We start from the raw sequence: 20,901 nt of genomic DNA on the forward strand, positions 1-20,901 counted from the left end.
TGGAACCGGTTCAGGATAGGCCGGGCGTTCAAGCGGCCGCCTCCAGAGCGGATCGCCGCGGCCGTAGAGCGAGCTCACCAGCGTGCCGTCGTACATTTCGACGGCGACCGCCCGAACTCCATCCCATAGTGGTTGGCGTCGCCGCCGAGCACGATGGCGGCCTGGCGGGCGTGCTCGATGTGGTTGAACGCGGCCTCACGGTCATTCACGCGGGCGGCGAACACCGCGGAGCGCAGGTGCGCGGCGCCGTACATGCTCAGCGCCGGCGGGGCGAGCCGGTCGAGATTCGCCGATGTCGCGTCGCACGCGGTCGAGCAGGAGAAGGCCCTTGTCTTAGGAAGCGGCGGCCAGGAATAGCGTCGAGCGTTGCCATTGGGTGCGGGCGACCCGTAGCGGGTCCTGCGACGCCTGCGCCGCAGTGGCCACACGGTCCCTAGCTAGGCTGCGCAGGTCGAAGTAGCCGAGCGCGTAGGCCAGTGCCGTCACCCCGGTGCAGGCCTCCGACAGCAGCCCGCAAAGCTCCTCTCGCCGCGCGCCTGGGCTCGCGTGGATTGCCCGGGTGAGCTCTTCCAGCAGGCCGGGCAGCATGTCGCCGAGCTGGATGTAGCGGGCACGCCGGCCAAGCTCGGAAGCGCGCCGCACGTCGGCGCGGAGCTGCTCTATCGGCGGTGCCGGTACGTCTTCATCGGGCAGGTCCCATGCCAGCAGGGCCCGACGTATCTCGGGGATCTGCTGGTGGACGCGGTCTCCGTGGTCGTCGGGGTCGCGGTATGGCTGCCCGGTGAGCCGGCCGAGCGGCACCCGTAGCACGCGAGCGGCGGCTGTGACAGCGCCTGCGTCGCTGGTTTGTGCCCGCGCTCTACCTGGGCGATCAGACTCTTGGAGCACGGAATGCGGTCGGCAGGCTGCTGCTGGGTCAGGCCGCGGAGTTTGCGGGCGGCGGCGATGCGCCGGCCGATCGCCTCTTCGTTGGCCGGGGATCCCGATCGCGTATCAGCATCGCGCATGAGCAGGCCCTACACGTTCGAGTCGTTGGTCCTCGATGACCCCAGGCTACGGCCTGGGTCCTGCCTCCCAGATGCCGACTCCTGATCGCGGGCGCTAAATCGCGCCGGCGTAGAGCCAGCGGCCATCCACCCGGACGAAGCGGCTGTTTTCCTCCATCTCCCCCGGACGGCCGCGGTCGTTGTAGTGGGCGCGGAAGCGGACCGTGCCCTCGGCGTGGACGACGCTGCCGCCGGTGGTCTCCAGGATCTCCAACCGAGTCCAGCGGATCCGCTTGTCGAGGTCGAGGCGGGCGGGGCGGTCGGCAGGGTGCCAGGTGCGCAGCAGGTAGGCCGTGTCGCCCACGGCGAAGGCGGTGAAGCGGGAGCGCATGAGCTGCTCGGCGATGGTGGCGGCCGCCTCGCCGCGGTGGAGCTTGCCGCAGCATTCCTCGTAGGAGGCGGGCAGGCCGCAGGGACATGATCGAGGAGGCATGCCGACTATTGTGCCCCGAGGTGGGTGGCCAGGTCGGCCAGGGTGGCGCCGAGTGGGGCGTCCAGGGTGAGTGTGGCGTCGGCGTCGCCGCCGGTCGGGCCCTGGTTGATGATGGCGATCGGGATGCCGAGTGTGGCGGCCTTGGTGACGAAGCGCAGGCCTGATTTGATCGCCAGTGAGGATCCGAGGACGAGTAGCGCTCGCGCTCGGGTCACCGTACTGAAGCATTCGTCGACGCGGGTCCGGGGCACGTTCTCGCCGAAGAAGATCACGTCTGGTTTGAGCAGGCCCCCGCAGCTGGTGCAGTCCACCACGTGGAAGCCCTCTACCTGTTCGTCGGTGAGTACGGCGTCGCCGTCGGGGTTGATCTGGTGGCCGGTGGCGTGCCAGTGCGGGTTGGCCTCGCGCAGGCGCCGGTCCAGGTCCGCGCGTGGGGTGCGTACTCGGCATGACAGGCAGACGACGCGGTCGAGGCCGCCGTGCAGCTCGATCACGCGCCGGGCTCCGGCGGCCTGGTGGAGGCCGTCGACGTTCTGGGTGACGATGCCGGCGAGGAGGCCGTGGCGTTCCATTGCGGCCACGGCTCGATGGCCGGCGTTGGGCCGGGCCTGGCCGATCTGGCGCCAGCCGACGTGGCTGCGTGCCCAGTAGCGGCGGCGGGCCTCCACGCTGCCGACGAAGCGCTGGTACGTCATCGGCTCGGCGCGCCGGGCCCGGCCTGTCGGTCCGCGGTAGTCGGGGATGCCCGATTCGGTCGACAGCCCGGCCCCGCTCAAGACCGCCACGCTTCCCCGTGCGACCAGCTCGGCCAGCAGGGCGATGTCGGCCGGCTCGCGCGGATCGCTGGCCTCGGCCGCCTCTACCGGGTCCGCGAGTGGGGACTTCGTCGTGCTTGGAGTCACATGTCCATGGTGCCCGACTCAGCCGCCCGGTCGCCCCCGCCTGGGCTGAGTCCATGGCCTTTCGTCTGCGGCCAGAGCGGTCTCCGGCCTGTCCACAGATCGTGCGGCTTCGACCCTCCCTATGACATGAGCGGTCTAACATGACGGCGTGACCGCACCACCACAGAACCGAGCCCACATCGCCGACCGCGTCCAACGCCTGGAGGCATGGGCCTTCCGCACTGGCGCCGACGTGGCGGAAATCAAAGCGGCTGTGGAGAAACTTCACGCAGTGATCCGTCAGGAGATCCTGACCTAAGTGATCCGTCAGGAGATCCTGACCTACACGGAGCCGGTGTTCGAGGACATCATGGCCGGTCGCGCCACCCTCGCGACGAAGGAGGACCTGAACGACCTCGAGCGGCGGCTGACCGAGTTGATGGAGAAGCGGTTCGGGTCGGTTGACGCCAGGTTCGAGTCGACTGACGCCGGGTTCCGGTCGGTCAACGCCAAGCTCCAGACGGTCGACACCAAGCTGCAGTCGGTCGACACCAGGTTCGAGTCGGTTGACGCCAAGCTCCAGTCGCTCGATGCCAAGCTCGACCAGGTCCTGGCGGCCCTCGGCAAGACGGGCGGGTAGGCACGGACTCAGTCGCCCGCTCCTTCCTCGGCTTCCGTGATGCGCTCGGCGGTCCACAGGCGGCGCATCTCCGGGCAATTCTCCAGCAGCTCGCGGAGCGGCCCGCGCCCGGCGACCCGGCCGCGGTCGAGGAGGATGATCTGGTCGGCGCGTTCGAGTGCGGCCTGCCGGTGCGACACCACCAGGACGGTCGCCGGCCCGCGGCTCGCGATCCGCTCCCACAGCAGGCGCTCGGTCTCGACGTCCAGCGCGGACGACAGGTCGTCCACGACCAGCAGCTCCGGATCGCGCACCAGCGCCCGGGCGGCGGTGGCCCGCTGGACCTGGCCACCGGACAGCCGCACGCCGCGCGGGCCGACGACCGTCTCCAGGCCGTCCGGCATCTCGGCCAGGTCCGCCTCGAAGACCGCCAGGTCCAATGCCCGGTGAATCTCGTCGTCGGTGGCGGGCCGGCCGAGGAGCAGGTTCTCGCGCAGTGTCTCGGAGAACAGGCGCGGGACCTGGCCCGCGTAGGCGGCACGGTCGGGGACGAGGAAGGTGCCCGGGTCGTCGATCGGGGTGCCGTTCCAGGAGATCGTGCCGGAGTGCAGCGGCAAGAGGCCGAGCAGGCCGCGGATCAAGGTCGTCTTGCCGGAGCCGACGGCGCCGGTGACGACGGTGAAGGTGCCGCGTTCGAGGCGCAGGTCGACGTCGAAGACGCCGCCTCCGCCACCTCCGCCACGTCTTGCGCCACGTCCGCCGCCACCTCCGCCACGTCTTGCGCCACGTCCGCCGCGGCTGTCGCGGTCGTCGTGATCGCTGGCATCGTCGTGGGCGTCGTGGTGGGCGTCGTGGTGGGCGTCGTGGCGGACCGTCAGGCCGGAGGCCTCGAGGACGGCCAATCGGTGCCCGACCTGTGAGAGCCCGTCCGCGTCTCTTGGGCGAACCGCCGCCGGTGAGGGCGGGTCGTGGTGAAGCCAGACGCCGTTGTTCCGGGACAGGTCGTCGGCGGTCTCGTGGGCCGCCATGAGGCGGGTGAGCCGGTCCACGGAGACCGCTGCCTGGGGCAGCCCGTACAGGGTTGCGCCGATCGACCGGGGCAAGGCCGTCAGCCAGCCGATGTAGCTCGTGAACAGCGCCAGGTCGCCGACCGTGAACTCCCCGCCGCGCATCGCCGGCGCGGCCAGCAGCAGCACGAGTCCGATGCTGAGCTCGATCGTCGTGCCGGTGGCGGCGTCGAGGAGGTCGGTCGCCAGCCGGTCCCTGACGGCGGCGTCGCGCCGGCGGCGGTTGTGCTCCCTGAGCCGCTCCAACGCCGCCTCCTCGGCACCGGCGGTCTTGAGGGCGAGCACGCCGCCGAAGAGCTCGCCGACGTACGCCGTCACGGCCGCGCCGAGCACCTTGGAGCGCCGGTGCAGCCGGGCGACCGTCCCTCGCAGTGTCCTGCTCAGCACGCCGACGGCGATCATCGGCACGACCAGCACCAGCGTGATCACAGGGTCGATGGACCCCATGATCACCAACGCCGCCGCGGCGAAGACCGTCGTGCCGCCCAGGGTGACGCTCTCGTCGGTGAAGTCGACCGCCCCGGCCACGTCGTCGCGCAGCCGCGCGACCGACTCGCCGGAGGAGTGCGGCAGGCGGGAGGCGGCGGGGCCGCGTGCGGTGAGGATCGAACGCAGCACGTTGGCCCGCAGCAGGGTCGCCGCCGCGCACCACCAGTAGACGCCGTACGTCCACGCGATGACGATCATCACGCCACGGACGATCTCGACACCCACGAACGCCGCGCACCACCACAACAACAGCTCCAGGCTCGCCGGCCGGTGCCCGCTGAGCTGGTCGAACACCTGCCGCAACACCAGCCCGCCGGCCAGCGGTATGACGTGGACCGGCATCCACAACAGCGCGCCGACCAGGTAGCGGCGCAGGTCGAACGTGGCCAGCCGGGTGGCCACCAGCAACACCGGCTTCATCACCGGCTCACCCCCGCCAGGTCGAGCAGGCGGCCATAGCGGCTGCGCGGGTCGGCCGCGAGGTCGGCGCGGCGGCCGTACTCGATGATCTTGCCTTGGTCCAGTACGGCGATCTTGTCCACGCGGGACAGTGAGGAGAGCCGATGCGCGATGATCACGCCGGTTCTGCCGTCGAGCAGCCGGCCGACGCTGTGCTCGATGCGGCTTTCCGTGGCCGGGTCGAGCCGGCTCGACGCCTCGTCCAGCACGACGAGCCCCGGGTCGGCCAGGAACGCTCGCGCGAACGCGATGAGCTGGGCCTCGCCCGCCGAGACGCCGCGTACCTCGGTGTCGAGCCCGTCGGGCAGGGCGGCCAGCCACTCCCCCAGGCCGACGCCGTCGAGGATCTCACGGAGCCGGTCGTCCCCCGGCGACGGCCTGAACAGCGTCAGGTTGTCGCGCACGCTGGCCGCGAACAGCTGAACGTCCTGCGTGACCACGCCGATCCTGCGGCGCAGGGACGCCTGGTCCACCTCGCGCAGGTCCAGCCCGCCCACGCGCGCGACACCCTCGACCGGGTCGTAGAGGCGCAGGACGAGGCGGGCGAGGGTGGTCTTGCCGCTGCCGGTGCGCCCGACCAGGCCCAGCGTCTCGCCGGGGGCGAGGTCGAGGGTGATGCCGGACAACACCTGCTCGTCGTCGTCCGGGTAGGCGAAGCTGACGCCGTCGAGGCGCAGGGCGAGTGGCCCGGACGAGGGCAGCCGGCGCGGGCGGGCGGGTTCGGGGAGTGTGCGGCGTTCGGCCAGCAGGCCGCCGATGCGGGCGAGGCCGGCCAGCGCGGCCTGGTACTGCCTGATCTGGTCGATCAGCCGCTCGAAGGGCGTCCGTACCATCAGCGTGTACTGGAAGAGCAGCACGGCGGTGCCGACGGTGAGCGTGCCGGAGCTCATGGCCCAGGCGGCCAGGCCGAGCATGATCGCCGTTCCGGCGGCGAAGGCCACCGACGTGCCGGCCAGGAGCATCGTCCCGACGCGGGCGTCGCTGTTCTCGGCGCGGAACAGAGCGGCGCTGACCTGGTGGAAGCGCCGTACCGAGTGCTCTCCCGCGCCGTTGGCCCTGATCTCCTCGGCGCCGGCGAGCCGCTCTTCGAGGGCGCCGAACAGGGTCGCGGACGCCGCGCGTGAGCGGGCGGCGGACGGGACGGCCGCCCGCTGGGCGCGGGCCATGCCGTACCCGATGAGGAGGCAGTACGCCAGCAGCACGCATCCGATGCGCCAGTCGACGCCGAACACGACGACGACCACCCCGGTCAGGAGCAGCACGCTGGCCACGACGTCCAGCAGGAACGCGACGACGAAGTCGGCGACGGCCACGACGTCGCCGTCCACGCGCTCGATCAGCTCGCCGGGCGTGTGCCTGCCGTGGAAGGCCATGTCCAGGCCGAGCGCGTGCCCGGCGAGCCGCTCACGCACGCGGTTGGTGCCGTCCCAGGCGAGCCGGCCGGCCAGCCAGGCGGTCACCATCCTGGCGGCCTGTCCGGCGACGGCCAACCCGAGGTAGCCGACGGCGATCAGGCTCAGGTGGCGGATGCTCGCGCCGCCGATCGCGTCGTCGACGAAACGGCGGGTGATCTGGGGCCCCGCCAGCGGGAGCGCGGTGGCGGCGGCGATGGCCGCGGCGAGCGCGGCGGCGGGGCGTGGTCCCGGCCGGAGCAGGCGCAGGACGGAATTGCTATGCGGGGGAATCCCCCGGTCGGTCGTGCGGCGTCTCAAGAAGCGTCATGCCCTTTGCAGAGAAGGAGTCAGGGTGCTGGGGGGACATGAACGCTTCCCGCATCTGGGGCCTCCTCTGATCGCCGGGTTTCCGCTGCGGGTGAGTACAGCAGCCGGCCGCGTCCCGGGGCAACCGATTTATCGGCGTCCCGCGATCCCGGGGCACTGCGGACCCGGGGAGCATTCAGCAGTCCCTGAGGATGCCGGCTCTGGCCAGCTGGGCCGTGAGGCGTTAGCGGGTGAGGGCGGCGAGGCCGTCGAGGGCGTGAGGGTCGGCGGCGAGCCGGCCGGGCAGGAGGCCGGGGAGCGGGCGGGTCACCAGCTGCTCGTTGAGGTCGAGAGCTCCATTCCGGCAGGCGGCACGACCTCGGTCGTGGAGTCGGTGAGCGGGGGCACGACGAGCAGGTCCATCAGCCGTCCTCCCCCGCACGCGCGGCCGGCCGCAGGTAGACGCAGCGCAGCCGGGCGGCGAAGCGTTGCCCGCCGTCGCGTAGCCAGCACTCCTCAGGCCCCGGCAGCGTCTCGGTCAGGGTGAGCCGCTCCGCCTTGCCGGCCAGGCGGGCCAGCTCCTCGATCAGCGCCGGCGCGCGGGTGTCGATGTAGACGGGTCTTCGCTCGGCGGCCGCGAAGAACGTGCGGGGCAGATCGTGGCGGTCGCGCAGGCGGGCCATGGCCAGCAGCAGCTCGCGATCTCCCCCGGCCCGGCCGAGCGCGTCGAACGCGAGCCTGCCCAGCCGCCACCGCCGCCGCGAGATGACGACGTTTCCCCACGTCAGGCGGGGTGTCCGGGGCAGGTCCTGCAGGACGGGAGGCCGGAGTCTCGGCAGGCCGAACGCGGTGTGGAGGGCGTGCCCGGGCTCGCCGTTGTGGAACATCAGCGGCTCGTCGGTGCCCTTGGCGTGCAGGACGGCCCGGTGGCCGTCGCTCCGCACGTACAGGTCGTCGATGCCGACGCGGCGCCGCCGCGGGTCCGCCGCCGCGCCCCCGGACTCCAGGACGGGCCCCGGGAGTTCCAGCGAGGGCAGGCCGTCGGCGCCGGGCGAGATGATCGTGAGGGCGGTGAACCCGCGCAGCGCCCGCGCGATGGCCGCACCGGCTCCGTCCCCCTCGGCCGAGCTCCGCGGGCTCGCGGAGCCGGCACCCTCGCGGTGAAAGCGGAGTTCCCACGGCGTGAGCAGCGGCGCGTCGTCGAGCCCGTCGAGCACCAGCGGGGTCACGCCCGGCTCGTACGCCTCCAGCGACGGCGCGGCCACCATGACGTCGGCCGCGCACACCACGGGCGCGGCCGGAGCAACGGGCTCCCCCAACAGCTCGGCGAGGTCCAGGGCGACGGCGTCGGGATCCGCGTCGCGGACGAGCCCGGCGATCCGGTCGCCGCGCTGGATCGCCAGATTCCCCGCCGCGGGCAGCGCCTCGGCCAGATCGAACGTGCCCGGGCCGAGCCGCCCGGCGAGCAGCCGGTTGGTGCGCAGCCTGGTCAGCTCGGCGTCCTCGGCGAGCGGGCCGAGCGCCCTGGGCACCCGGTCCCGCAGGTCGGCGGCGAGCGGGTCGCCGATGGTGACGTGCAGCGTGCCGGCCGCGGCCTCGTACACGACGACCCGCTCCTCGCGCCCGGTCCGCCGGCCGCCGGCGAGGGCCTCGATCCTGCTCTGCACGGCCAGCTTCACGTCGGGCGAGGCGGCGGGATAACGCTCGAGCAGGTCGGCGATCTCCCTGACGCGCTGCCCCACGGACAGGTCGGCCCCGGCGGCGGACCGCGGCCGGATGAACGCCCGCCGCCGCTGCGCGGGCGCGCCTCGCGCCGGTAGGAGCCCCGGCTCCGGCACGGCGGGGGGCTCTTCGCCAGGGAGCCGGTCGCGGAGCCAGGCGAGCGGGTCGGGGATGGTGGCGGGCGGGCACAGGTCGTGGGTGAGCAGCCCGCGGCGCACCGCCACGGCGAGCGCCGCCGAGGCCCGTTCCAATCCCGTGCCGGTCTCGGCGGCGATCTCGGCGAGCGTGCGGCGGCCGTCGCAGTGTCCGGCGAAGGCGGCGCCGTCGTACGCGGCGCCCGTCCCGGTCCGCCGCCGCGGCACCAGAGCGCCGACGAGCGCGGGGTCGGTCAGGATGCGCTGCTGGAGCGCCTCACCGATGTGGGAGGCGGGGTAGGCGATCCGCCGTGCGCATTCGCGGTGCCCGGCCCAGGTGTATCCGCTGTCCCGGCCGGGCTCGATGCGGGCGAAGTCGATCGGGGCGTAGAAGCCGGTCCGCGCGCACTGGGCGGCCAGCCGCTGCAGGTACGGGGCGAGCCGCCGGGCGGCCTCGGCCGGGTTGGAGGGCGGCGTTGCCCGTCGCCGCAGGTTTCGGTAGGCGGCGGGGGCCGAGCCGACCAGGGCGTCGAGGAAGCGTTCGTCGGCCGCCACCGCGGCGGCGGCCGTCCTTACCCGCGCCGCGTCGGCGGCGACCACGTCGGCCAGGGCGAGACGCGCCTCTTCCAGCAGGCCCGTGACCCGGTTCCAATCGGCCAGCCAGTCGGCGGAGCCGGGCGTGCCGGGCGGCAGCGGACGGAGCCGGCGCAGGCGGGCGCGGAGCCCGCGCGGCAGCCGTCCGCCATCCTGCGGGCAGGCGAGCAGGTCGAGGGCCTGCCGTTCCAGCCGTACGACCGTCGCCGCCGTCTCGGCCGCCCGCGGGTAGGCCAGTGACAGGACGAGCTCCCAGGGGAACCCGGCGCTGCGGACGACCACGGCCGGCAACAGGGTCCATTCGGCTGCCATGTACGCGCCTCCCTTTCTCCCGCGGCGAATTCAGAAAAGCACGATCAAACCAGAGCCTTGCAAGATCACTTTCTTCTGTCAATGCATTGTCGCACGCAAGGTAAAAGAGGGTGGTGACCGAACGTAAATGCAACTCACGGCTAATCTCCCGCCAACAACAGCAAATGCCTCCAATTGGGACACGACCTGTTTACTCTGCGTAGTCACTAACCCATCCTGCCTGGACAACGCGTGAGAGGCGAACAGGAAGACGTCCAGACAGAGACGGGGAATTCTCTCTCGCAGAATGGCGGAGAATTCTCACCGGCGAATATAGGGCAGGCGTCCGGCCGCCGCCCGCACGATGACCGTTCCGGCGCGCCTGCGAATTGCCTTCCCCGTGGCCGTCGTCGTTTATCGCGGCCCTTTCGCAGCGCGCCCCGGCGAACAGGTGCACATCGCCGTGAACCGGTCACTCCATCGGCGCGTACCTACACACATCGGACACGTGTTCCATGGAGGTGTCGTGGAGCTCAGCCTCTTGCGTACACAGGCGCACAGCCCGTCGTACTTCTCACTGATGCGCAGCTCGTCCGGAGAGCGCGCCCCAGTGGATTTCTGCATACCGTGCAACCCGTACTTCCCGACGCCGGAAATCTTCGAGCACCTCGGGAGGAATCTGGAGACGATACTGAAGTTCTATCCGAGCGACGCGGGCACGATCACCGAGGAGCTCTGCTCCACGCTCGGTCTGCACCCCAAGACGGTCGCCATGGGCAACGGGTCGACCGAACTGATCACCTGGATCGACCACCTCCTGGTACGGGAGAGCCTCGCGGTGCCGATCCCCACCTTCGGCCGCTGGACCGACCAGCCGCTGGAGACCGGCAAACGGGTGGACATGTATCCGCTGCTGGAGAGCCGCAACTTCGCCCTCGACGTGAACGACTACGTCTCGTTCATCCGCATGCGCGGCTCCCGCGTCGCGGTCATCTGCAACCCCAACAACCCGGACGGGGGCTACCTGCCGAAACACGAGGTCGTGCGGCTCATGGACAAGCTCATCGACCTGGACCTGGTGATCATCGACGAGTCGTTCGGCGACTTCGTGGACGCCGAGCCGTACCCGGGCGTGGCCGCGGAGGCCGCGGTGCGGCCGAACGTGATCGTGCTGCGCAGCCTGGGCAAGAACTTCGGCCTGCACGGCATCCGCTTCGGCTACATGGTCGCCAATCCGGCGCTGGCCGGCCGGGTGCGCGACGCGCTGCCCAAGTGGAACCTGAACTCGTTCGCCGAGGTCATCGTGTTCATGATGAAGCAGTTCGTCGTGGAGTACCAGGACAGCCTCAAGCGGCTGGCCAACGACAGGCGGGCGATGTTCCAGCAGCTCAGCACCATGCCGGGGTTGTCGGTGTTCGCCTCGCAGGGCAACTTCCTGCTGGTGAAGCTGCCGCCGGGCCAGGACGGGGTACCGCTGCGCGACCACCTGCTGACCGAGCACGGCGTGTACGTCCGCGAGTGCGGCAACAAGCTGGGCACCACCAGCCAGTTCCTGCGACTGGTGGTGCGGCCGCAGGAGGACGTGCGGCGGCTGCTGATCGGGATGACGCAGTTCCTGTACTCGGGCAGCCTGCACGAGATCCCGGTGATCGGCCTGCACCACCGGCACGCCAACCCGCTGTCCGCTTGAGACGGCTCAGCGCAGCTCGCACGCCACTTCGAGGCCCTCCTTGGTCACGCACGGGTCGAAGCCCACCTCCGCGAGCCGCACCTCGGCCAGCGCGTGCGACCGCGCGAAGTCCATGAAGGAAACCGCCAGGGAGCCGGCGCCGGGCCGCTCCTTGGCGTAGAGGTACTCGACCGTCCAGAACGGGTACCCGGCCTGCACGGCGGTGTCGGGGTCGAACGCCTTGCCGTCCAGGGTCAGCGCCGTGACGATGCCTGCCTTGCGTGCTTCGGCGAGAGAGGGCGCGTCGGCGTACCCGATCGCGCCCGGGATCGTGCTGATCTTGTGGATGACCTCGGCGTTGTCCTGCCGCTCGCACCGGATGACGGGCGCGCTCGGGTTGCGGTCCTTGTCCAGGCACTCGTTGGAGGACAGCACGTTCTCGCCGGTGCGCAGCACCTGCTGCTCGTACAGATCCCGGGTTCCTGAGTCCTGGTCGCGGCTGACGATGCGGATGGGCAAGGGCGTCTTGTCGTCGCGGAGCCGGCTCCAGTCGGCGTGGTCGCCATTGTTGATCTTGCGGAGGTCATCGACGCTGAGCGTGGCGAGGCCGACGCCGCTGTTGACGACCACGTGGAAGGTGACGATCGCGAGCTTCTCGGCGTGCAGCCGGTCATGGTGGGCCTTGCTCTTGCCGTCCGACACCGCGATGAGGTTCGCGTTCGCGCCGGCCTCCACGACTCTGCGCACGCCGCCGATGGAGCCGGTGGCCTCGGTGAGGATACGGGCATCGCCGGACGCGTTCTCGTACTCGTCGGCCACGGCCCGCATCGCCGGCATGAACACGGTCGAACCCACGACGCGCAGCTCGCCGGAGGCGCACGCGACGGTGGGGGTCGCGCGGGGTGGACAGCTGGCTGAGCAATCGGCCTCCCTCAGGACGACGAGCTTGGCCTTCTGACCGCGCTTCATCCGCAGCCCGTCCAGCCGCACACCGTGCCAGGCCGGCTCGGGCGACGTCCTGTCCCTGCCCGGAGGAGGCGCCGAGCCAGCGGGCCATCCGGTCCGAGAGCCGCTGCCGCACCGTGACGAGGCCGTCCTTGGCGGGTTGGTCCTCCTCGGGGAAGAAGCGCAGGCTGCTCGCGCAGCTTGTCAGTGCTGGCGTCGGACACCCTGGCCTTCCACACCAGCCGCCCGCCGAACGTGAACGACAGCGGCCGCTCGAAGTCGTCGGGGTCGATGTCGTAGCTGCCGCTGTTACGGATGCGGATGACGACGATGCTCATCCGGTCGAGCAGCCGCGCCACCTGGCGCAGCTGCGACGGGCCGTACTCGGACGGGATGATCGCGCAGTCGCCGGGCACCGATCGTTCACGAGCTGTTCGGCCCGCGGAAACCTAGCCCTTGTGGAGCTTGTGCGGCCGGGGCAGCTTGAACCCGCGCTCGGCCATGACGGTACGCAGCCGGTCGGGGTAGTCGGTGATGATGCCGTCGACGCCGTCGTCGATGAGCTTGTTCATGGTCGGCTCGTCGTCGATGGTCCACGGGATCACCTTCAGGCCGAGGGCGTGGGCCTGGTCGACCATGTCCTTGGTGACGTACGGGACGTAGCCGGGGTCGGTCACCTTGCCGTTCTGCGGGAAGCCGTGCACCGGCGAGAACGCGTCGGCCCCGAACGACTTGACCGCCTTCAGCGGGTCGCCGCCGAAGTCGTCGATGTCGATGCCGCCCAGCCACGGCGAGGCGCCCGGCCGCCCCGTCTGCAGGAAGTCGCGGTTGGTGAGCGCGACCAGCGGCAGCCGCGGCTCCACCTGCCGCATGCGCATGAGCGCGCCCCAGTCGAAGCTCTGGATCGTGACCTGCCGCAGCAGCCCGGCCCGCCGGATCTCGTCCACCGTCACCTGCACGAACTGCTCGCGCGGCGCGGTCTCGTGCGGCGCCCCGGCCTCGACCTTGGTCTCGACGTTCAGCGTGACGCCGCGGGCCCGGTACCGGTTGACCAGGTCGAACACCTCACGCAGGGTGGCCATGGGCGCACCAGGCACGGCCCGCTGCCCGGGGAACTCCGGCAACGTCAGCGACCCGCAGTCCATGGTCTTGACCTGCCGCAGGGTGAGCGTGTTGATGTACTTGCCGACGTAGGGGAACTCGGGGTCCCCCGGCACGGCGGGCGCCGTGTCGCGGCATTTCCTGTTGCTGATCCTCCGGTCGTGGGTGACCACCGCCTCGCCGTCCTCGGTGATCTGCACGTCGAGCTCCAGCGTGCCGACGCCGAGCTCCAGCGCGCCCGCGAAGGCCGGCAGCGAGCTCTCCACCACGAGCCCGAGCCCGCCCCGGTGCGCCTGCAGGTCGAATCGTTTGTCCCGGTCGGCCGCGGCCACGCCGGGCGCGGCCAGGATCGCCGCACCCACGGTCATCGCGGCCACAACCGCATGCCATCTGTTCATGTCGCCACAACATGGAGCATGCGGGGGACGCCGGGGCGTACGCGAGCGGAACAGGGGCTGCGGATCAGCTGAACGGATCGAAAGTCCGTGCGAACCGCGCGGGACGGGGTAGGCTGTCCCGGCTATTCCCTTACGGCATAAACAGTCAGCCGACGATGGAAGGGTTCCGTGGACTTCAACCCCCGGGCGAGCAGCGTCCTGCACCACGATCACACGGCCGCCGACAGTCACGACCTCATCCAGGTCCGCGGCGCCAGGGAGAACAACCTCAAGGGCGTCTCCCTCGACATCCCCAAGCGGCGCCTCACCGTCTTCACCGGAGTGTCCGGCTCCGGCAAGTCCTCGCTCGTCTTCGACACGATCGCCGCGGAGTCGCGGCGGCTGATCGACGAGACGTACACCGCGTTCATCCAGTCGTTCATGCCGAGCCTGTCCCGCCCCGACGTGGACACGCTGCACAACCTCAGCGCGGCGATCATCGTCGATCAGGAGCGCATGGGCGCCAGCCCCCGCTCCACCGTGGGCACCGCCACCGACGCCCACACCATGCTGCGGATCATGTTCAGCCGCATCGGCGAGCCGTACGTCGGCACCGCCTCCCACTTCAGCTTCAACAAGGCCGAGGGCATGTGCCCGGAGTGCGAGGGCCTGGGCAAGGCGTCCGAGATCGACGTGGACGAGCTCGTCGACAGGGAGCTGTCGCTGAACGAAGGGGCCATCAAGGTCCCCGGGTACGCGGTGGACAGCTGGCCCTGGCAGGTCGTCGCCGGGTCCGGCCTGTTCGACGCCGACGCCAAGCTCAAGGACTTCACCGCCGCGCAGTGGGAGGACCTCCTCCACAAGCCGGCCACCAAGCTCAAGTACGGCTCCAACAACTTCACCTACGAAGGGCTCGTCGTCCGGGTCAAGCGCACCTACCTGGGCAAGGACCGGGATTCCATGCAGCCGTCCGCGCGGGCGTTCGCCGACCGGGCGCTCAAGCTCACGGTCTGCCCGTCCTGCGCCGGCTCGCGGCTCAACGAGGCCGCCCGCTCGGCCAGGATCAACGGCAAGAACATCGCCGAGTGCGCGGCGATGCAGATCAACGACCTGGCCGGCTTCGTCCGCGACATCGGCGATCAGACGGTCGGCCCGGTGCTGGACGGGCTGCTGTCCACCCTGGACTCGCTGGTGGAGATCGGCCTCGGCTACCTGAGCCTGGACCGGGAGTCCGGCACGTTGTCGGGCGGCGAGGCGCAGCGGGTGAAGATGGTGCGGCACCTCAACTCGAGCCTCACCGACGTCACGTACGTCTTCGACGAGCCCACGGCAGGCCTGCACCCGCACGACATCCAGCGGATGAACAACCTGCTGCTCCAGCTGCGCGACAAGGGCAACACGGTGCTCGTGGTCGAGCACAAGCCGGAGACGATCGCGATCGCCGACCACGTGGTGGACCTCGGCCCGGGCGCGGGCACGGCCGGCGGGCAGCTCTGCTACGCGGGCGACCTCGACGGGCTGCGCGCCTCGGGCACGCTGACCGGCCGCTACCTCGACCACCGGGTACGCCTGCGCGAGCAGATCCGCAAGCCCGCCGGGCACCTGCCCATCCGCGGCGCAACCCTGCACAACCTGCGGGACGTGAGCGTGGACATCCCGCTGGGCGTGCTCACCGTGGTCACCGGCGTGGCCGGGTCGGGCAAGAGCTCGCTGATCCACGGGTACGTCGCGGGGCTGGAAGGCGTGGTCGTGGCCGACCAGTCGCCGATCCGCGGCTCACGCCGGAGCAACCCTGCCACGTACACCGGGCTGCTCGACCCGATCCGGGCGGCGTTCGCCAAGGCCAACGGGGTCAAGCCGGGCCTGTTCAGCGCCAACTCCGAGGGCGCCTGCCCCGCCTGCAAGGGCATCGGCCTCATCTACACCGACCTGGCGATGATGGCCGGGGTGGCGTCGGTGTGCGAGAAGTGTGAAGGCAAGCGGTTCACGCCCGAGGTGCTGACGTACACGCTGCGCGGCAAGAACATCAGCGAGGTGCTGGGCATGTCGGTTGCCGAGGCCCGCGAGTTCTTCCCCACGGGGCAGTCCAAGACGATCCTCGATCGGCTGGAGGCCGTCGGCCTCGGCTACCTGGGGCTCGGGCAGCCGCTGAACACGTTGTCCGGCGGCGAGCGGCAGCGGCTCAAGCTGGCGATCAACATGGCCAGGAACGGCACGACGTACGTGCTGGACGAGCCGACCACCGGCCTGCACCTGGCCGACGTGGACCAGCTGCTGGCCCTGCTGGACCGGCTGGTGGAGGACGGCAACACGGTCATCGTGATCGAGCACCACCAGGCCGTCATGGCCCACGCCGACTGGATCATCGACCTGGGCCCGGGAGCCGGTCACGACGGCGGCCAGGTGGTCTTCTCCGGTCCGCCGGCCGAACTGGTCGAAACCGGTGACACGCTCACCGCGATCCACCTGCGCGAGTACGTGGGACGCGCCTAGGAGCAGCGGGCCTCAGACGGCGAGGCGGGCCAGGACCTGGGCGAACTCCGGAGGGGGTGCGACCACGAGCCTGGTCTGCCCCCGCTGCACGACGATGTCGGCCCGGATGAGCGTCAACCGGCTCTCGTGCCACCAGTAGACCTGAGGGCTGAGCCCGTCCGTGGTCAGCGCGTGGACCCGCAGCCGCTCGATGGCCCGCACCACCCCGATGCCGTCCACCGGATGCACCAGCAGCGTGTACGGATCGGGCAGGACGGCCAGCACACCGTCGGCGGGCACCGGCAGATAGTCGCCCAGCCAGCGCAGATGCGTGGCGGCGGAGGGTGAGCGAGCGGTCAGCCGGCTCACCGGCGTGCCCGACAACTCGATGCTCTCCACGAGCAGCCGCTCGTCCTTGCGGACGTTCCCGATGGCCAGGTCGATCGCGCGCGCCGTGGGCACGGGCCAGCACCCGGCCTCCTCGGGGCGCACCGGGCGCGAGCCCACGATGAGCAGCTCCACCAGGTCGGCGTTGAGGTGGCGGCCCACCACCTTGGTCAGGTCGGCCACCTCGTCCACGGACTCCACGCGGGTGCGCAGCAGCGGTCCGGCCTCCTCCAGGTCGCACACGTCGACCTGCTCGCCGGCGGTGGCCACGGCGTGCGCGAGGTGCTCGGAGACCAGCACGGGCCAGTCCTCCCTGGTCCGGCGCCCGGCCTCACGCCGCAACCCGGTGAGCCGGACGACCAACGCGGTGTCCCCCGCGAGCGAGCCCCTGAGCGTCACGGCGGACCCGTCGGGGGCGAATTCACAAGCGAACCCGCGGGACTCGGCGACGAGCGCGAGCAGGGAGTCGAGGTCGACCTCCTCGACGGGCCTGCGCGCTGGAACTCGCGGCTCCGGCGAGCTCCGGCGGGCTCCATCACGCCTGAACAAGCTCACGCGCCGTGTCCCTTTCTGTCGGATTCGTCCCTCCTACCTTGCCTGCTCCCCATCCCGGAGCGTGTCAGCTAGCGAGCACGATTCGGTATCGATAACCCCAAGTCTCCCCAGCCACACACTCATCTGAGGTGCCCCGTGTCCCACCGGAAGCCCCGCCAGAACGGGCACTCCGAGCGGTCCCAGACGGTCGTGGAGAACCGGATACGGGTCGCCGCAGTCCACCCACGACCCGAGCGCGATCCCCCGCACCCCGTCGAACGCCCCGGCCTGCAGCAACTGGGTCAGCATGCGGTCGATCCGGTACGGCTCCTCCCCGATGTCCTCCAGGAACGCGATCTTGCCGGCGAACGACGGCTGCCACCGGGTGCCGCACATGGACGCCAGCAGCGACAGGTTGCCCCCGGACAACACCCCCTCGGCCCGGCCCGGCGCCAGCACCCGATCCCCGCGCACGGGCGCGGGCGTGCCGGAGAGCGCCGCCTGCAGGCTCTCCCAGCTGCTCGGCTCGGGGCCCCGCTCGCCGGCCAGGACCTCACAGGCCGCCATCGGGCCGTGCAGCGTGGGCACGCCCAGCTCGATGGCGAACGCGTTGTGCAGCGCCGTGATGTCGCTCGACCCGACGAGGACCTTGGAACCGGCGCCTCGCATGGCGTCCCAGTCGAGCAGGTCGAGCAGCCGGGCGGCGCCGTACCCGCCGCGGGAGCAGAACACCGTGGAGACCGCCGGATCGCACCAGGCGGCCTGCAGGTCGGCGGCCCGGGCGGCGTCGCCGCCCGCCAGGTAGTCGAGCTCCTGCCGGTCGAGGGCGTGCGCGCCGACCGTCACCTTCAGCCCGAGGCTCTCCAGCCGCTGGACGCCGCGTTCGAGCAGGACGGGGTCGGGCGGCCCCGACGGCGAGACGATCGCGACGGTGTCACCTTGCTGCATCGATCAACTCCTGAACGAGTACGGGCAGTGTCTCCGGCATCGGCGTGATCAGGCCACAGGAGAGGCATTCGGCGCGCTGCACGGTGCCATGCAGCTCGATGACCTTCTCGGGCGAGGAGCCGCGAGCTCCGGCGCGCTGTGCTCGTTCACCTGACAAACGGTGTCACACTTGACCTCCGTATGCGACTTCCGCCCCACATCCTCGTGGTCAACGGCATCAAGGTCCGCCGGCCCGTCTTCCTGCTCGGAGCGCCGCATTCCGGCACGGACCTGCTGGCCCGCGCCCTCAAACGGGCGCCCGGCTGCCACGTGACGATGGGCCGCCCGAGCGTGGCGCACGTGGTCTACGCCTTCGCCCGCAAGCCGTCCATCGCCCGCACGTCCGGTGCCGTACGCGTCCTGCGCGACGCGCTCGCCGAGTCCTGGCAGGTGCTGCCCGGCTCCTGCCGGCAGTGCGCCGAGCCGTGCAGGGAGGCGGGCGGCGTCACCGGCGCCGGCCCGTGCGTGGACACCGGCGACATCACCCGGTTCGGCGACGGCAGCCCGGACCTGATCTACAGCGCCCCCGTGCTGCTGCAAGCGTTTCCCGACGCCCGTTTCGTGCAGCTCATCCGGGACGGCCGGGACGTCGCGGCCGACATGCTGGCCGATCCCGCGTGCCTGGCCTGGTTCCGGCCGGCGATGCTGACGGAGCAGACCGAGTTCCCCAACGCGTTCCTGGGCGTCAACAAGGACGAGCACCTCGACCGGTGGAAGGCCATGCCGGCGGCCGGCAAGTGCGCTCTGCGCTGGCGCGGCGCCGTGCGCCTGAGCGCCGAGCTGCGCAGGACGCTGCCCGCGGAGCAGCTGCTGACGATCCGCTACGAGGACCTGGTGCTCAAGCCGGCGCAGGCGGTGGCCACGCTCACCGAGTTCCTGGAGACGCGGGTGCCCAAGGTCGCGTTGTACGGGCACGCGGCCAAGAGCGGATCCTGGCGGGCCCGCCTGCGCCCGGACGACCTGGAGCTGGTGGAGAAGGTGGCCCGCGAGGAGCTCAAGCGGCTGGGCTATCACCAGTGCTGAACTGGGTGCGGTAGAGCTCGGCGTACAGGCCGGCGCGGGCCAGCAGCTCCTCGTGGCGCCCGCGCTCGGCGACGCGGCCCTCGTGCACGACGAGGATCTCGTCGGCCTCCCTGATGGTCGACAGCCGGTGCGCGATGACCAGCGACGTACGCCCCTCCAGCGCGGTCTTCAACGCCTTCTGCACCGCCGCCTCCGACTCCGAGTCCAGGTGCGCGGTGGCCTCGTCGAGCACGACCACACGCGGCGCCTTGAGCAGCAGCCTGGCCAGCGCCAGCCGCTGTTTCTCACCGCCCGACAGCCGGTAGCCGCGGTCGCCGACCACGGTCTCGAGCCGCTCGGGCAGGCTCTCGACGAGGTCGCCGATCTGCGCGGCCCTGAGAGCCTCCCAGATCTCCTCATCACTCGCCTCCGGCCTGGCATAGCGGAGGTTGGCCGCGATCGTGTCGTGGTAGAGATGAGCGTCCTGCATGACCACTCCCACGGTCTCGCGGAGCGAGGCGAGCGTGGCGTCGCGCACGTCGAGGCCGTTGATCCGGACGGCGCCCTCGTTGACGTCGTAGAGGCGGGAGACCAGTGAGGTGATCGTGGTCTTGCCGGCGCCGGAGTGGCCGACCAGGGCGATCATCTGCCCGGGGCGGGCCGTGAACGACACGCCCTTCAGCACGGGATAGGACGGGCCCGTGTCCTGCCTGGCGACCGACTCCAGCGAGGCCAGCGAGACCTCCTCGGCGGCCGGGTAGCGGAAGCGCACGTCGTCGAACTCGATCGTCACCGGCCCGTCCGGCACCGGCACGGCGCCGGGCTTCTCCGCCACCATGGGCTGGAGGTCGAGGATCTCGAAGACGCGGTCGAAGCTGACGAGCGCGGTCATCACGTCGACGTGCACGTTCGACAGCGACGTGAGAGGGCCGTACAAGCGCATCAGCAGCGCGGCCAGGGCGACCAGGGTGCCCAGTTCGAAGACGTTCGAGACGGACAGGACGCCGCCGATGCCGTACACGAGGGCCGTGGCCAACGCCGCGACCAGGCCCAGCGCCACCCGGAACACGGTGCCGTACATGCCGACGGTCACGCCGACGTCACGCACCCGGGCCGCGCGGCTGCCGAACACGTGCGCGTCGTCCTCGGGGCGGCCGTAGAGCTTGGCCACCATGGCGCCGGCCACGTTGAACCGCTCGGTCGTGACGGAGCTCAGCTCGGCGTCGAGCTGCATCTGCTCGCGGGTCAGCGCCGACATGCGGCGGCCGACGAACTTGGCCGGCACGATGAAGATCGGCAACAGGACGAGGGCGACCAGCGTCACCTGCCACGACAGGGCGAGCATGGCGCCCAGCACGAGGACCAGGCTGACCACGTTGGAGACGACCGACGACAGCGTGCTCGTCAGCGCGCGCTGGGCGCCGATCACGTCGGTGTTGAGCCTGCTCACCAGCGCGCCGGTCTGCGCGCGCATGAAGAACGCCACCGGCATGCGCTGCACGTGGCCGAACACCTCGGTGCGCAGGTCGTAGATCAGGCCCTCGCCGATGCGGGCCGAGAACCACCGCTGCACCAGCGTCAGCCCGGCGTCCACCACAGCGAGCACGGCGATCGCCACCGCCAGCCCGATCACGACGTCCGGCCGCTTGGGCAGGATGCCGTCGTCGATGATCGCCTTCATCAGCAGCGGGTTGGCGATCACGATGACCGCGCCGGCCACGACGAGCGCCAGGAACGCCGCGATCTGCTTCGTGTACGGCCGGGCGTAGCCGGCGATGCGCCGGACCGTGCCGGGGCGCAGCCGCTGCTTGGTCACCGAATCGTCGCGGCGCAGCGACGCCATCACGTGGGGCCCGAAGCCTCCGCCCATCATCGCCATGCGGGGATCCCACCTCCTCGCCGGAGACAGCGCCCCGTGCCGCGGGCCGATTCCCGTGTCTGCTCACCGCGAAACCGCCCCGGCTCGAACACTACCCCCGGCCGGCCCGGCCC

The 20,901-nt window shown here is 71.1% G+C and carries 18 protein-coding genes; 5 read left to right on the forward strand and 13 right to left on the reverse strand.

Annotated features, from left to right (window positions below):
• Window positions 1-74 precede the first annotated feature (74 nt).
• The 4 genes from EDD27_RS55745 to EDD27_RS23520 form a co-directional block, all read right to left on the reverse strand.
• Complete coding sequence (locus EDD27_RS55745) at window positions 75-254, reverse strand: hypothetical protein (RefSeq protein WP_206641618.1); 180 nt, start codon at window positions 252-254, stop codon at window positions 75-77.
• A 79-nt stretch (window positions 255-333) separates the two neighbouring features.
• Window positions 334-801, reverse strand: coding sequence for a hypothetical protein (locus EDD27_RS55750; RefSeq protein WP_241564210.1), 468 nt, complete (start codon window positions 799-801; stop codon window positions 334-336).
• A gap of 300 nt (window positions 802-1,101) precedes the next feature.
• Window positions 1,102-1,479, reverse strand: coding sequence for a YchJ family protein (locus tag EDD27_RS23515; RefSeq protein ID WP_127934295.1), 378 nt, complete (start codon window positions 1,477-1,479; stop codon window positions 1,102-1,104).
• Between the two features lie 5 nt (window positions 1,480-1,484).
• A complete protein-coding gene (locus EDD27_RS23520; protein WP_338324661.1) occupies window positions 1,485-2,381 on the reverse strand; it encodes an NAD-dependent protein deacetylase in 897 nt (298 codons plus the stop codon).
• Window positions 2,382-2,529: 148 nt separating this feature from the next.
• On the opposite strand from EDD27_RS23520, the gene EDD27_RS54530 reads away from it, so the two are divergent.
• Both EDD27_RS54530 and EDD27_RS23525 read left to right on the forward strand, forming a co-directional pair.
• Window positions 2,530-2,679 (forward strand): hypothetical protein, encoded by a 150-nt coding sequence (locus EDD27_RS54530; RefSeq protein ID WP_164903762.1) that lies wholly within the window; start codon window positions 2,530-2,532, stop codon window positions 2,677-2,679.
• Entirely contained in the window at window positions 2,680-3,000 is a 321-nt protein-coding gene (locus EDD27_RS23525; RefSeq protein WP_127934296.1) for a hypothetical protein, read from the forward strand. It begins immediately after the preceding gene.
• A gap of 8 nt (window positions 3,001-3,008) precedes the next feature.
• On the opposite strand, the gene EDD27_RS55760 is transcribed toward EDD27_RS23525, so the two are convergent.
• From EDD27_RS55760 to EDD27_RS23540, 3 genes are all read right to left on the reverse strand, one after another.
• Window positions 3,009-4,955, reverse strand: coding sequence for an ABC transporter ATP-binding protein (locus EDD27_RS55760; protein WP_206641621.1), 1,947 nt, complete (start codon window positions 4,953-4,955; stop codon window positions 3,009-3,011).
• Window positions 4,955-6,706: an ABC transporter ATP-binding protein gene (locus EDD27_RS23535; RefSeq protein WP_206641622.1), complete on the reverse strand. Its 1,752-nt coding sequence runs from the start codon at window positions 6,704-6,706 to the stop codon at window positions 4,955-4,957. Before EDD27_RS23535 ends, EDD27_RS55760 begins: the two co-directional genes overlap by 1 nt.
• A gap of 410 nt (window positions 6,707-7,116) precedes the next feature.
• A complete protein-coding gene (locus EDD27_RS23540; protein WP_127934297.1) occupies window positions 7,117-9,456 on the reverse strand; it encodes a lantibiotic dehydratase family protein in 2,340 nt (779 codons plus the stop codon).
• Between the two features lie 505 nt (window positions 9,457-9,961).
• Here EDD27_RS23540 and EDD27_RS23545 point away from each other — a divergent pair.
• Entirely contained in the window at window positions 9,962-11,125 is a 1,164-nt protein-coding gene (locus tag EDD27_RS23545; protein ID WP_206641623.1) for a pyridoxal phosphate-dependent aminotransferase, read from the forward strand.
• Between the two features lie 6 nt (window positions 11,126-11,131).
• Here the strand turns inward: EDD27_RS23545 and EDD27_RS23550 are convergent, their stop codons facing one another.
• Genes EDD27_RS23550 through EDD27_RS23560 form a run of 3 tightly spaced genes read right to left on the reverse strand, consistent with a single transcriptional unit; the run spans window position 11,132 to window position 13,548 of the window.
• A complete protein-coding gene (locus tag EDD27_RS23550) occupies window positions 11,132-12,073 on the reverse strand; it encodes a PstS family phosphate ABC transporter substrate-binding protein (RefSeq protein ID WP_127934298.1) in 942 nt (313 codons plus the stop codon).
• On the reverse strand, window positions 12,070-12,465 hold the full coding sequence (locus EDD27_RS23555) for a hypothetical protein (RefSeq protein ID WP_127934299.1): 396 nt from the start codon (window positions 12,463-12,465) through the stop codon (window positions 12,070-12,072). The genes EDD27_RS23550 and EDD27_RS23555 overlap by 4 nt, the downstream gene beginning before the upstream one ends.
• A 33-nt stretch (window positions 12,466-12,498) precedes the next feature.
• Window positions 12,499-13,548, reverse strand: coding sequence for a glycerophosphodiester phosphodiesterase family protein (locus tag EDD27_RS23560; RefSeq protein WP_127934300.1), 1,050 nt, complete (start codon window positions 13,546-13,548; stop codon window positions 12,499-12,501).
• Window positions 13,549-13,716: 168 nt separating this feature from the next.
• Between EDD27_RS23560 and EDD27_RS23565 the strand changes: the two genes are divergently transcribed.
• Complete coding sequence (locus EDD27_RS23565; protein WP_127934301.1) at window positions 13,717-16,020, forward strand: ATP-binding cassette domain-containing protein; 2,304 nt, start codon at window positions 13,717-13,719, stop codon at window positions 16,018-16,020.
• Window positions 16,021-16,032: 12 nt separating this feature from the next.
• Here EDD27_RS23565 and EDD27_RS23570 read toward each other — a convergent pair whose 3' ends face one another.
• Together EDD27_RS23570 and EDD27_RS23575 are read right to left on the reverse strand one after the other, a co-directional pair.
• On the reverse strand, window positions 16,033-16,941 hold the full coding sequence (locus tag EDD27_RS23570) for a hypothetical protein (protein ID WP_241564211.1): 909 nt from the start codon (window positions 16,939-16,941) through the stop codon (window positions 16,033-16,035).
• A 33-nt stretch (window positions 16,942-16,974) separates the two neighbouring features.
• Window positions 16,975-17,868 (reverse strand): S66 peptidase family protein, encoded by an 894-nt coding sequence (locus EDD27_RS23575; RefSeq protein WP_127934302.1) that lies wholly within the window; start codon window positions 17,866-17,868, stop codon window positions 16,975-16,977.
• Between the two features lie 180 nt (window positions 17,869-18,048).
• Between EDD27_RS23575 and EDD27_RS23580 the strand changes: the two genes are divergently transcribed.
• Complete coding sequence (locus EDD27_RS23580; protein WP_127934303.1) at window positions 18,049-18,930, forward strand: sulfotransferase family protein; 882 nt, start codon at window positions 18,049-18,051, stop codon at window positions 18,928-18,930.
• Here the strand turns inward: EDD27_RS23580 and EDD27_RS23585 are convergent.
• Window positions 18,902-20,788, reverse strand: a complete 1,887-nt coding sequence (locus EDD27_RS23585; protein ID WP_127934304.1) for an ABC transporter ATP-binding protein — start codon at window positions 20,786-20,788, stop codon at window positions 18,902-18,904. The genes EDD27_RS23580 and EDD27_RS23585 overlap by 29 nt on opposite strands.
• Between the last annotated feature and the right edge of the window lie 113 nt (window positions 20,789-20,901).

The organism is Nonomuraea polychroma (genome assembly GCF_004011505.1).
GTDB lineage: Bacteria > Actinomycetota > Actinomycetes > Streptosporangiales > Streptosporangiaceae > Nonomuraea > Nonomuraea polychroma.

Excerpts from the sequence above, each read along its gene's own strand:
- EDD27_RS23585 (WP_127934304.1), bottom strand. The coding sequence starts at position 20,788 with ATGGCGATGATGGGCGGAGGCTTCGGGCCCCACGTGATGGCGTCGCTG.
- EDD27_RS55760 (WP_206641621.1), bottom strand. The coding sequence starts at position 4,955 with ATGAAGCCGGTGTTGCTGGTGGCCACCCGGCTGGCCACGTTCGACCTG.
- EDD27_RS55745 (WP_206641618.1), bottom strand. The coding sequence starts at position 254 with ATGTACGGCGCCGCGCACCTGCGCTCCGCGGTGTTCGCCGCCCGCGTG.
- EDD27_RS23550 (WP_127934298.1), bottom strand. The coding sequence starts at position 12,073 with ATGAAGCGCGGTCAGAAGGCCAAGCTCGTCGTCCTGAGGGAGGCCGAT.
- EDD27_RS23515 (WP_127934295.1), bottom strand. The coding sequence starts at position 1,479 with ATGCCTCCTCGATCATGTCCCTGCGGCCTGCCCGCCTCCTACGAGGAA.
- EDD27_RS23560 (WP_127934300.1), bottom strand. The coding sequence starts at position 13,548 with ATGAACAGATGGCATGCGGTTGTGGCCGCGATGACCGTGGGTGCGGCG.
- EDD27_RS23540 (WP_127934297.1), bottom strand. The coding sequence starts at position 9,456 with ATGGCAGCCGAATGGACCCTGTTGCCGGCCGTGGTCGTCCGCAGCGCC.
- EDD27_RS23575 (WP_127934302.1), bottom strand. The coding sequence starts at position 17,868 with ATGCAGCAAGGTGACACCGTCGCGATCGTCTCGCCGTCGGGGCCGCCC.
- EDD27_RS23580 (WP_127934303.1), top strand. The coding sequence starts at position 18,049 with ATGCGACTTCCGCCCCACATCCTCGTGGTCAACGGCATCAAGGTCCGC.